Origin of the sequence: Flavobacterium sp. N2270 (assembly GCF_025947225.1) — a bacterium.
Taxonomy (GTDB): domain Bacteria; phylum Bacteroidota; class Bacteroidia; order Flavobacteriales; family Flavobacteriaceae; genus Flavobacterium.
On record NZ_CP110005.1, the window covers coordinates 422,119 to 434,500 of the forward strand.

General features: G+C 30.8%; 11 protein-coding genes. 8 read left to right on the top strand and 3 right to left on the bottom strand.

The annotated features are described in order from the left end of the window. The first annotated feature begins 40 nt into the window (after positions 1 to 40). From panC to OLM55_RS02090, 8 genes are all read left to right on the top strand, one after another. Positions 41 to 892, top strand: coding sequence for a pantoate--beta-alanine ligase (gene panC / locus OLM55_RS02055; protein WP_264559758.1), 852 nt, complete (start codon positions 41 to 43; stop codon positions 890 to 892). Between the two features lie 73 nt (positions 893 to 965). Next, positions 966 to 1,316: an aspartate 1-decarboxylase gene (gene panD / locus OLM55_RS02060; RefSeq protein WP_264559759.1), complete on the top strand. Its 351-nt coding sequence runs from the start codon at positions 966 to 968 to the stop codon at positions 1,314 to 1,316. 1 nt (position 1,317) lies between these two features. Beyond that, positions 1,318 to 2,280: a lysylphosphatidylglycerol synthase transmembrane domain-containing protein gene (locus OLM55_RS02065; RefSeq protein ID WP_264559760.1), complete on the top strand. Its 963-nt coding sequence runs from the start codon at positions 1,318 to 1,320 to the stop codon at positions 2,278 to 2,280. A 41-nt stretch (positions 2,281 to 2,321) separates the two neighbouring features. Next, complete coding sequence (locus tag OLM55_RS02070; RefSeq protein ID WP_264559761.1) at positions 2,322 to 3,533, top strand: alpha/beta hydrolase; 1,212 nt, start codon at positions 2,322 to 2,324, stop codon at positions 3,531 to 3,533. 5 nt (positions 3,534 to 3,538) lie between these two features. Beyond that, complete coding sequence (gene radA / locus OLM55_RS02075) at positions 3,539 to 4,900, top strand: DNA repair protein RadA (protein ID WP_264559762.1); 1,362 nt, start codon at positions 3,539 to 3,541, stop codon at positions 4,898 to 4,900. Positions 4,901 to 4,916: 16 nt separating this feature from the next. Further along, on the top strand, positions 4,917 to 5,564 hold the full coding sequence (locus OLM55_RS02080) for a hypothetical protein (protein WP_264559763.1): 648 nt from the start codon (positions 4,917 to 4,919) through the stop codon (positions 5,562 to 5,564). A gap of 76 nt (positions 5,565 to 5,640) precedes the next feature. Continuing rightward, complete coding sequence (locus tag OLM55_RS02085) at positions 5,641 to 7,254, top strand: DUF4139 domain-containing protein (protein WP_264559764.1); 1,614 nt, start codon at positions 5,641 to 5,643, stop codon at positions 7,252 to 7,254. A gap of 107 nt (positions 7,255 to 7,361) precedes the next feature. Further along, positions 7,362 to 9,701 carry an endonuclease gene (locus tag OLM55_RS02090; protein ID WP_264559765.1) on the top strand — a complete coding sequence of 780 codons (2,340 nt, stop codon included), beginning with the start codon at positions 7,362 to 7,364 and terminating at the stop codon, positions 9,699 to 9,701. Here the strand turns inward: OLM55_RS02090 and OLM55_RS02095 are convergent, their stop codons facing one another. The 3 genes from OLM55_RS02095 to OLM55_RS02105 all read right to left on the bottom strand — a co-directional run bounded on the left by OLM55_RS02095 (position 9,702) and on the right by OLM55_RS02105 (position 12,376). Then, positions 9,702 to 10,736 carry an aldo/keto reductase gene (locus tag OLM55_RS02095; protein WP_264559766.1) on the bottom strand — a complete coding sequence of 345 codons (1,035 nt, stop codon included), beginning with the start codon at positions 10,734 to 10,736 and terminating at the stop codon, positions 9,702 to 9,704. 103 nt (positions 10,737 to 10,839) lie between these two features. Beyond that, positions 10,840 to 11,265 carry a VOC family protein gene (locus OLM55_RS02100; protein WP_264559767.1) on the bottom strand — a complete coding sequence of 142 codons (426 nt, stop codon included), beginning with the start codon at positions 11,263 to 11,265 and terminating at the stop codon, positions 10,840 to 10,842. Positions 11,266 to 11,410: 145 nt separating this feature from the next. After that, positions 11,411 to 12,376: a flagellar motor protein MotB gene (locus tag OLM55_RS02105; RefSeq protein ID WP_264559768.1), complete on the bottom strand. Its 966-nt coding sequence runs from the start codon at positions 12,374 to 12,376 to the stop codon at positions 11,411 to 11,413. Positions 12,377 to 12,382: the final 6 nt, after the last annotated feature.

Genomic DNA, 12,382 nt, shown 5'->3' on the forward strand with positions numbered 1-12,382 from the left:
TAAAATAGTAAGTTTGCACTTTAAATAAACTCAAATTTTCATGCAAGTTTTCCATAGAAAATCAGAATTAACAAATTTTTTAAACTCGCAAATTACTGATTTTAAAACAATTGGCTTTGTTCCTACAATGGGAGCTTTGCATTCTGGACACCTGTCTTTAATACAAAACTCCTTAAAAAACAACGCATTAACTGTTGTAAGTATTTTTGTAAACCCAACACAATTTAACAATAGTGAAGACTTAAAGAAATACCCAAGAACCTTAGAAAAAGATATTGAAAAAATAAATACATTAAGCGATAAAATAATTTTATATGCACCTTCGGTAGAAGATATTTACGAAAAAAAAATTGAATCTACAGCCTTTAACTTTGATGGAATAGAAAATCAAATGGAAGGCAAACATAGACCAGGACATTTTGATGGAGTTGGAACAATAGTAAAAAAATTATTCGAAATCATACAACCAACAAGGGCTTATTTTGGAGAAAAAGACTTTCAGCAGCTTCAAATAGTTAAAAAAATGGTTTCTAAAGAAAAACTACCTGTGAAAATTATAGGTTGTGAAATTCTAAGAGAACCAAACGGATTAGCAATGAGTTCTAGAAACGAAAGACTTTCAAAAGAAACAAGACAAAACGCAGCAATAATTTATAGCTTTTTACAGAAAGCTAAAGTTTTATTTAAAACAAAATCGGCACAAGAGATTTTAAACTTAGCTAAGAAAACTTTCCAAACAAATCCTTATTTTGAGCTTGAATACTTTGAAATAAGTGACGAAGAAAAATTACTACCTTGTTTAAGGAAAAATAAATCAAAAAAATACAGAGCATTTATAGCAGTTTATGTTGAAGGAATAAGACTAATCGACAACATATCTCTAACAGAATAACAGTCCAATTTAAAAAAATTATATTTAATTAAAAATTAATAATTAATTTATTCGAAATAATTAACTTTGCACCATGCATATTCAAGTAGTAAAATCAAAAATTCATAGAGTAACCGTTACCGGTGCTGATTTGAATTACATCGGAAGCATTACAATTGACGAAGCGTTATTGGAAGCATCCAACATTATTGAAGGAGAAAAAGTACAAATCGTAAACATAAATAATGGTGAACGATTAGAAACTTACGCAATAAAAGGACCTCGAAACACAGGAGAAATAACACTTAATGGTCCGGCCGCAAGAAAAGTTCATAGAGGTGATATCATAATTATCATTTCTTACGCAACTTTAGAGTTTGAAGAAGCAAAAAAATTCAAACCTTGTTTAGTTTTTCCTAACGAGAAAGACAATTCTTTAACCTAGTTTGAAAAAAAAAATAAACAATACTCTGAGTATAGCGCTCCCATTGTTATTGGGAGTTTTTTTAATTATATATACTTATAAATCGTTTACACCTGATCAAATAGAAAAACTTAAAAACTCAATATTAGGTGCAAATTATAAATATGTAATAATTTCTGGGTTTTTAGCTTTCTCTGGATATGTTTTAAGAGCTTATCGATGGAAGTACACTCTTGAATACGTAGGATATAAGTCTAATTTCAAATTAAACCTAATTGCTGTAAGTATAGGTTATTTTTTAAATTTAACCATTCCTAGGTCTGGTGAATTTTCTAGAGCCGCATTACTAACAAAATATGATGGAGTTCCTTTCGACAAAGCTTTTGGAACTATTATTTCTGAACGAATTATAGATTTCATTGTTTTAATTATTTTTATACTTACAGCTGTAGTTTTAGAATTCAACACCCTTAAAAGTTTTTTATTAGAATACATTCCATTAAAAAAATTAATCATTTTATTAATTCTCGGAGTCATCTCTACATTAATTGGAATTTATTTAATGATTTACTCTAAATTGAAATGGGTTTTATGGATAAAACAGAAAATCTCTGGACTTACAGACGGTGCGTTAAGTGTTTTTAAAATGCCAAATAAACTACCTTTCATTGTAATAACATTATTAATTTGGCTTACTTATGTATTAATGTTCTACTCCATTATTTTTGCATTAGAAGAGACTCAAGTAATTTCATTTGGAGCAGTATTAGTCGCATTTGTAATTGGAAGTTTAACAATAGCCTTTACCAATGGTGGATTTGGTTTTTTCCCTGTTTTAATTGCTAAAATATTATTTTTATACAACATTCCAATAGAAGCGGGAAATGCTTTTGGATGGATTGTTTGGACTTCACAATTAATAATTACCATTCTTTTAGGTGGAATTGCTTTTTTAATACTCCCATCACTAACAAAAAAGAAATAAATTAGTATATTGGTCTTCTAATAATTCAATATATCTTTTTTATGAAATCAAAATTGTTTTTAATCCTTTTCTTAAGTGCTATTACCACTTTTGCTCAACGTATTCCAGAATCAATTGACTCTAAAAAATTAAATGGAACAAGAGAATTTACTGTCGTTCTACCTACAACTTACGAAAGTTCTCCCGATAAAAAATATCCGGTATTAGTATTATTAGATGGTGAATATTTATTAAGTCCGTTTGAAGGAATTCTTAAATACGGTAATTATTGGGATGATTTACCTGAAATGATTATCGTTTCAATTCCTCAAAATTATGGAGAAACAAGATATTTAGACAGTGAATTTGATGAAGCAGGTTTTCCTACTGCTACTGGAGCTAGTTTTTTTGAATTTATTGGTATTGAATTATTGCCTTACGTTGAAAAAAAATACAGAACACAACCTTTTAGAGTAATCGCAGGTCACGATACTACTGCAGGTTTTATGAATTCATATTTATACAAAGACAATCCTGTTTTTAATGGTTACATTTCGCTTTCTCCAGAATTTGCATTCGATATGGAAAAAAGAGTTCCAGAAAGATTGGCTTTAATTTCAAAACCAATTTTTTATTACCAAGCAATGGCTGAAGGAGATAAAGACGAATTAAAGGAAAGAGCATTAACTTTAACCCAAAATGTAAAAGCAATTCCTAATGCAAAATTCAAGTTTGCCTCTGAAGAAATTATTGGAACAACTCACTATTCAGTAGTTGCAAATGCTATTCCTAGTGCTCTATATTTTATGTTCGATGGTTATGCACCAATTTCTATGACCGAATTTCAAACTAAAATTGTAACATTAGACAAAGGTTATGCGCAGTATTTAATTGACAAATACACAACTTTACAAGAAAAACTAGGAATTGATATTAAACCAAGATTAACTGACTTTAAAGCAATTGAAGCCGCTATCTTAAAAAACAAAGCGTACCCAGAATTACAAGAATTATCAAAATATGCTGAAAAAAATTACCCAAAAACAACATTAAGTGTTTATCACCAAGCATTGTACTATGAAAAAATGGGTGAATACAAAAAAGCTACAAAAGAATATAAAAGTGCATTTACTAAAGAAGAAATACGCGAATTAACAAAGGACTTTATGATTTCTCGTTCTGAAGATTTAAAAAACAAGCAAGACAAATCTAAAGTTGAAGAATATGCAGAACCAGCACCTGTTGAAGAAGGTGAGAAAAAAGAAGGCGAATAATAATTATGGCTAAAGTTAAAACTTCGTTTTTTTGTCAAAATTGTGGTACACCGTTTTCAAAATGGCAAGGACAATGTCATAATTGTAAAGAATGGAACACCATTGTTGAAGAAATAGTTCAAAAAGAAGAAAAAAAAGCATGGAAAAGTGATTCGGGTTCAACCTCAAGAGCTTCAAAACCGCTTTTAGTTAAAGAAATAGATTCGTCTCAAGAAATACGTTTAAACACTAATGATAACGAATTAAACAGAGTTCTTGGTGGCGGAATTGTGCCTGGTTCTCTTATATTATTAGGCGGAGAACCGGGAATTGGAAAAAGCACCTTATTACTTCAAATTTCTCTAAAATTACCTTATAAAACCTTATATGTTTCGGGCGAAGAAAGTCAGAAACAAATAAAAATGCGTGCGGAAAGAATTACGCCAAATGGCGACAATTGTTACATTCTTACCGAAACCAAAACGCAAAACATATTTAAACAAATTCAGGAAATGCAACCTGAAATTGTCATTATTGATTCTATACAAACCCTACATACCGATTATATTGAATCTTCAGCTGGAAGTATTTCTCAAATTAGAGAATGTACGGCCGAACTGATAAAATTTGCAAAAGAAACCAATACTCCGGTTCTATTAATTGGTCACATTACCAAAGATGGAACCATTGCAGGTCCGAAAATTTTGGAACACATGGTCGATACCGTTTTACAGTTTGAAGGCGACAGAAATCACGTGTATAGAATTTTACGTTCGTTAAAAAACCGATTTGGTTCAACTGCAGAACTAGGAATTTATGAAATGCTAGGAAGTGGTTTACGCGAAGTTGAAAACCCTTCTGAAATTTTAATTTCCCACAAAGAAGAAGCTTTATCAGGAACCGCAATTGCTTGTACATTGGAAGGAATGCGTCCGTTAATGATCGAAATTCAAGCATTAGTAAGCTCTGCAGTTTATGGAACACCTCAACGAAGCACAACAGGTTATAATGCCAAACGGTTAAACATGATATTGGCCGTTTTAGAAAAAAGAGCTGGTTTTCGTTTAGGTACAAAAGATGTATTTTTAAACATTACTGGTGGAATTTCTGTGGAAGACACAGCAATTGATTTAGCCGTTGTAGCTGCTATTTTATCGTCTAATGAAGACATTGCCATTGAAGACGGATTTTGTTTTGCAGGTGAAGTTGGACTTTCGGGCGAAATACGCCCAGTTAACAGAATTGACCAACGCATACAAGAAGCTGAAAAACTTGGATTTACTTCTATTTTGGTTTCAAAACACAATAAAATTTCCTTAAAAAACACGAAAATAAAAGTGGTTTTGGTTTCGAAAATTGAAGATGTTGTAGGTGAGTTGTTTGGGTAAATTATAAAATGAAAAAATGAAAAAAATCATATTTATTCTAATTTTAATTTCAAACAGTGTAAGTTCACAAAACAAAGGAATAAAACACGGAACAATTGGCTCAACAAAAGACATTGAAGTATTCATCTCTAACGATTATGTTGTATCTAAAGAAATTATTTATACAGATTTCATCTTTGAAGGTGAGTTAAAAAAAATCGATATTGATACAGATTCAATATATATAAAAGATAGTTCGGAAGCCTATTTAGGAAATAACTCGGATAAAAAAACAGATTATAAACAAAAATATTACTTATTATCTAAGGACAATTTTTTTAACCCTACATTTTATGGTGATTATTTAAAAAAAAGCGATACTCTATTTGAAAATTTTAATAAAATTTCTTTTACTAAAACAGAATTTGATTTAAATCTGCAAAAAAGATTTATAAACTATGAAATTCAAATAGATAAAGAAGATTTTATTTTTGAATTAGGTAAATGGCAATTTCAAATTAAAAATTTAAAAGAAGAGAAAACAGAAATTCTAATTTATTACAATTTCCAATTTTTTAATAACGATACTATTAACTCAACCTTTTTAAAAGAATACTTCTATTTTGAAGAAAAAATATTTTTACGATTTGACCATACAATTTTTTGGTACGCACTTTCTCAATAAGTAAATAAAATAATTCCCTTCCCAACCTTTTAATGAAAATGTCACTCTATAATAGAAAGACATAAAATTCATAAACATGAAAAAAATAATTTTCTTATTCACTTTATTGGTTTCGGCAACCTTGTTTGCACAAAAGCCAATCTTTACAACCGCAACTGTAAAAGGAGCTACTGTTTACAGCAACAGTGCTGAACTTATTCAAACTACTTCGGTAAACTTACCCAAAGGAACAAGCGAAATTGTAATTAAAAACGTTGCCGATTATTTAAACGAAAATACGGTTCAAATTGGCGCGCCAAACTCCTTAACGGTTTTATCGGTTCAGTTTACCCAAAATTACATTTCAGAATATGAAATTGACGAAAGTAATCCTGCAATTAAAAAAGTAAGAGACAGCATCAATTGGGTTCAAAAAGAAATAATAAAAGTGCAAACGGAGAAAAATTCGCATGCTAAAACTATTGAGTTATTGGATAAAAACCAACAAGTTTCTGGAACTAATACAGGTTTAAATGTAGCCGAATTAATGAAATTAGTTGATTATTATAATTCGAAACGAACTCAACTAAGCAATGCAATTACTTCTTTTCAAGAAAAAGAAAATAAATTGAATGAGAAGTTGAAAAAACTAAATTCTAAACTGGAAATCAATACTAAAAATGAAGAAAAATCTTCGAAAGGAAAACTGATTTTACAAGTGATGAACGAATCTGCAGGAATAGTAAATTTAGATATCAATTACCTTACAGGTGGAGCAACTTGGAAACCTTTCTATGATTTAAGAGCAGAAAGCATCAGTACACCAATTAATATGATGTATAAAGGGCAAGTAACGCAAAACACTGGAATTGACTGGAAAAAAGTAAAACTTACTTTATCTAGTGGAAACCCAACCCAAAACAATAACGCACCTATTTTACAAGCTTGGTTTTTACGTTTTGGTTATAATAGAGGATTTGTACAATACGATAATTCTAATGCGAAAATGAATACTATACAAGGAAAAGTTTCTGGAATTAAAGTAAGTGCTGATGAATTAGAAGAATCTTCAGTTTCAAATTACACAAGCATCAATGAAAATCAATTAAACGTTTCATTTGACATTGATATTCCTTATGATATTTTATCGAATGGAAAAGCGCATAGCGTAGCTTTAAAAGAAATAAAATTACCCGCTACTTATAGATATTATGCAGTTCCAAGAATTGAAAAAGAAGCATTCTTATTGGCTGAAATATCAGATTATTCAAAATTTAATTTATTACCTGGAGAAGCAAATATTATTTTTGAAGGAATGTATGTTGGTAAAACAATGATTAATCCAAATCAAACGGCAGACACGTTGAATTTAAGTATGGGAAGAGATAAGAAAATCTCTATTAAACGTGAAAAAATTGCAGATAAATCGGGAACTAAATTCTTATCAGCTTATAAAGAGCAAACGTTTACTTATGATATTACCATTCGTAACAACAAAAAAGAAAGTGTTGAACTGTTGCTGAAAGATCAATATCCTATAAGTACCGACAAAGAAATTACAGTTGAGCTTTTAGAAAAAGACAGAGCGAAAGTAAATGAAGAAACCGGAATTTTAACCTGGGATTTAAAACTTGGTGCAAATGAAACCAAGAAAATAAGAATCAGTTATAAGGTTCGTTATCCAAAAGATAAAGTGATTGACAACTTGTAAAACATTTGTTAAAATTAACGTAAACTTAAAGAGTTCGAAGATTTAAAAAATTTTTGAACTCTTTTTTTTAAAAATAATTATTAAATTCGAGCCCCAAATTTTTTAACATGAAGATAAAATTACTTTTTTCGTTACTTATATGTAGTGTTTTACAAGCTCAAATTCCAGCATACTATAGTTCTATAGATTTTACTCAAACTGGAAACACCTTGAAAAGCCAATTAACCAATTTAATAACGACAACACACACAACAAATTTATCCTATACTCCAGGAGTTTGGGAAGCTTTAAAACTAACCGATTTAAATCCGAATAATTCTAATAATGTTTTTTTGGTATATGGATATAATGATTTCAACGCTTCAGTTATTGACGACAGGAATAGAGGTAAAAACAATAATGGTGGAAATGTTGGAGATTGGAACAGAGAACATTGTTACCCTAAATCTTTAGGAAATCCTGATTTAGGAACATCAGGTCCAGGGGCAGATGCGCATCATTTAAGAGCATCCGATGTTCAATTTAACAACAGTAGAGGAAATAGACTATATGCAGACAGTGAGGGTGACGCAGGAAATGTGGGAATCTATTGGTACCCTGGTGATGAATGGAAAGGTGACATTGCTAGAATGATGATGTATATGTATGTTAGATATCAAAACCAATGTTTGGCAACAGCTGTTGGTGCTGGTTCAACAACATATAGCGCAGAAATGCCGGATATTTTTTTAGAATGGAACGAAGAAGACCCGGTTAATTTTTATGAACGAAATAGAAATGATATTTTAGAAGGATTACAAGGAAATAGAAATCCGTTTATAGATAATCCGTATTTAGCAACCCAAATTTGGGGAGGACCTCAAGCTCCTGACTCATGGAATTTATTATCATGCCCAACTACAACAACTTGGAACGGATTGGCCTGGGACAATGGAGCACCTAATAAAACAACAAGAGCTACAATCAATGGCAACTATACCTCAACTGGTAATTTAGAATTTTGTTCGTTAGAAATTACAGGAACTGCTCAAGTTACATTACAAAGCAATCATACTTTCACAGTAGTTAGAGATGTAAATGTTGCCCCAACAGCTAATTTTACGGTGCAAAACAATGCCAATTTGGTTCAAATAAATAATATAGCAAATACAGGCAACATTACCGTATTAAAAGAAAGCGCTCCAATAATTAGATTAGATTACACATCATGGTCTTCTCCAGTAAGCGGTCAAAATTTATTGACTTTTTCACCATCTACGCAAAGTAATCGTTTTTATGAATATGTTCCTTCGGGAAATACACCAACAACAGCTTACGCTAGTATTGACCCAACTGTAAATGACTTTTTACCAACGAAAGCTTACATTATTAGAGCGCCAAACAATTGGTCTGCATCATCAGCTTCAGCATATTCGGGTCAATTTACAGGCACACCAAATAACGGAGAGTTTAACATACCAGTTGTAACAGGATTTAATATGCTTGGAAATCCATATCCTGCAACAATTGAGGCAAGTCATTTTATTGCAACGAATAGAACAATTGAAACACTTTATTTTTGGACACATACTGTTGCGGCTTCTGGCGGTTTATACCCACAAAATAACTTTGCTTCTTACACTACTCTAGGAGGAGTTGCATCGGCAGCTGGAGGACAAATTCCAGATGGAACGATTAAACCAGGACAAGGTTTTTATGTCAATTCTATTGAAGACGAAACTGTTTTGTTTCACAATGCACTTCGCTATGATGTAAAAAATACGCAGTTTTTTAGAGATTCTAATTCTATTGTTGAAAAAGACATCTACAGATTAAATTTAACCGATTCCGAAAACAGTTACAACCAAATATTAATTGGTCATGATACAAAAGCGACAAATGGTTTTGATATTGGGATTGATGGAAAAATATTTGACACTTCAAAATCGATAATTTATACTGTAATTGACGAAGAAGAATATGCAATAAATGGTTTGCCTGAATTTAATGAAAATGAAAAAGTAGCATTAGGGTTTAAAGCATTACAAAGTGGAAACTATAGCATATCATTAGAAAATACGGAAGGAATTTTCAATACTCAAACTATTTATTTGAAAGATAATTTTAACGGAAACATTACTGATATAAAAGAAAATCCTTATTCATTTCATTCAGAAGAAGGAGTTTACAACAGTAGATTTGAAGTGTTATATAAGGTTAACACTAATGATTACTCATTAAACAATGATGTTGTTGTCTATACAAGCAATAATCAATTAGAGATTAATGCTTTTGAAAACAAAATTAATCGTGTAACTATATACGATATTACTGGAAAGAAAATAGCTGAACGAGACTTTAATAGTTCTTTAATAACGTTTAACTCTTTCACAAAACAAAATCAAGCTTTATTACTACTAATAAAACTTGAAAATGGTAATGAAGTTACTAAGAAAATTATTTTTTAATTAAGGAGCCGGATTTGGAATTAATTCTTGGATAATTTCAATTTCGGCTAAAACCTCTTTTGATAAAACAACATCAAAAGCATCAATATTTTCCTTTAGCTGCCCTAAAGTTGTAGCTCCAATTATAGTTGAAGTTACACATTGTTGTTGATTTACAAAAGCTAAAGCCATTTGGGTTAACGTAAGATTGTTTGCTTCTGCTAAATCCTTATATAATTTGGTTGCTTTAAAACAATTTTCGTTAATGTATCTTTTAAAGTTTGGAAACAATTTCATTCTAGAATTTTCAGGAAAACCATTTAAATATTTACCTGATAAAAAACCAAAACCTAAAGGAGAATAAGCCAATAAGCCAACATTTTCACGCATGCACATTTCGCTCAACCCAACTTCATATAATCTATTCAATAAAGAATACGGATTTTGTATTGTAGCAATTCTTGGCAAATTATGTTTTTCACTTTCTCTAAGAAACTTCATCACTCCATATGGATTTTCATTAGAAACACCAATATGTTTAATTTTACCTTCTTTAATCAGACCTTCATAAACGGTTAAAACATCAAAAATATTATCTTGCCAATTAGGATCTAATTCTTGCACACCACGCTTTTGAAACATATTCATTACACGTTCTGGCCAATGCATTTGGTACAAATCAATATAATCGGTTTGCAGGTTTTTCAAACTTAGCTCCACCGCTTCCGTAATGCTTTTTTTAGAAAAATCTAACGGATTTCTTATGTAGGTCATTCCACGATTTGGTCCGGCAATTTTTGTTGCCAAAACAATTTCATCTCGCTTCCCCGATTTTTTAATCCAAGAACCAATATGTCTTTCGGTACTCCCGAAAATTTCTGCATTTCCGCCTATTGGATACATTTCGGCTGTATCAATAAAATTAACTCCTCTTTCTAAAGCGTAATCTAATTGTGAATGCGCTTCTGCCTCTGAATTTTGATTTCCAAAAGTCATGGTACCAAGGCAAATTTTACTGATTTTTAAAGAAGTATTGGGTAAAGTAGTGTAGTTCATTTTTTTTTAAGTTGCTGAACAGCAAAGTTACAAAGTTGTAACCTTACATAAAAGAAAAACCTGTATCGTATTTCTACTAACAGGTTTCTGTAGACTTATTTTTTTATCTTTTGGAATCAAAATCTACCATCCATTCGATACCATATTTATCTCTAAACATTCCAAAATAAGAACCCCAAGGACTATCCCCAATTGGCATTTCCACAATGCCGCCAGACGAAAGTCTGTTAAACAATTTGTCAGCTTCTTCTCGGCTTTCTGCACTTATAGAAATTTTTGATCTATTCTCATTTTCATCTACTTTACCTAAAATTTCTGGAACATCGTTAGCCATTAAAACATTATTGCCAATAGGTAAAGCTATGTGCATAATTTTATTCGCTTCTTCATCTGAAACTTGAAAGTCTGAATTAGAAATATCTTTGAAGCGCATAAGGACTGTAAATTCTCCGCCAAATACAGATTTGTAAAAATTAAATGCTTCTTCTGCATTTCCATTAAAATTAATATGTGGGTTTATAATTGCCATGCTTACTTTTAATTAATAGTTGAACTAAAGTTAATTATTTTCATATTAAAAAGTAAGATGTTGAAAAAAATATTTTTATAAATTCAAAAAAAAAAGACTCAAAGTAAATACTTTGAGTCTTTTTTAGAATCTTTCATGCTTAATATTATAATTCGCTCATTAATTTAGAAATCTCATCTAATTTTGGCGTTAAAATAATTTCAATTCTACGGTTTTTAGCTTTTCCTTCAGCCGTTTCATTTGCCATTAAAGGCGCATATTCTCCTCTACCCGCAGCTGTTAAATTCTTTTTATCTACTTTTTTATTTTCAGATAAAATATTTACAATTGCAGTGGCACGTTTTGTAGATAAATCCCAGTTGTTTTCTACTCCACCACCAATTGTTCCTGTGATTTTATCGTTATCAGTGTGACCTTCAATTAGTACAGAAATTTCAGGATTATCACCTAATACTTTTCCAACAGCAGTAACTGCTTTTTTCCCTTCTGAACCAACAGTCCAACTTCCTGATTCGAAAAGTAATTTATTTTCCATAGAAACATAAACTTTTCCATTTCTGTGCTCTACTGTTAACCCTTTTCCTTCAAATGCATTTAAAGCTTTAGATAACGTTTCTTTTAATTTGTTCATTCCAGCTTCTTTATCAGCCATCATTTTTTCTAATTCCGCTAATCGAGAAGTTGACGATGCTAAATCGGCTTTTAATTTATCTAAACGCTCTTGCTCAGCAGTCAGTTTGCTTTGTTTTGCTTCTAATTCAGCTAATAATTCTCTGTTTTTCTTCATGTTGCTATCTAAAGCATCATTACTGTTTTTTTCTAAAGCCGCATAAGAAGCCTTTAAGTTATCTAAACTTTTCTTTGTAGCTGCATAGTCATTTGCTAACTTATCTCTTTCCGCTTTTGCTTTATCTAATTCTGTTTGTAAACTTGTTTTTTCTTGTTCTAACTGATTTTTGCTTTTAGACAAAGCTCCGTTTTCATCTGCTAAAGCATTACGCTCTTTCTTTAAATCGGCATATTTGTTTTCTAAATCATTATATATTTTTTTAGAAACACAAGAAGTAGTTAATCCTAGAACTACAACAGCAAGGGCAACTTTTTTTATCATCTTTTA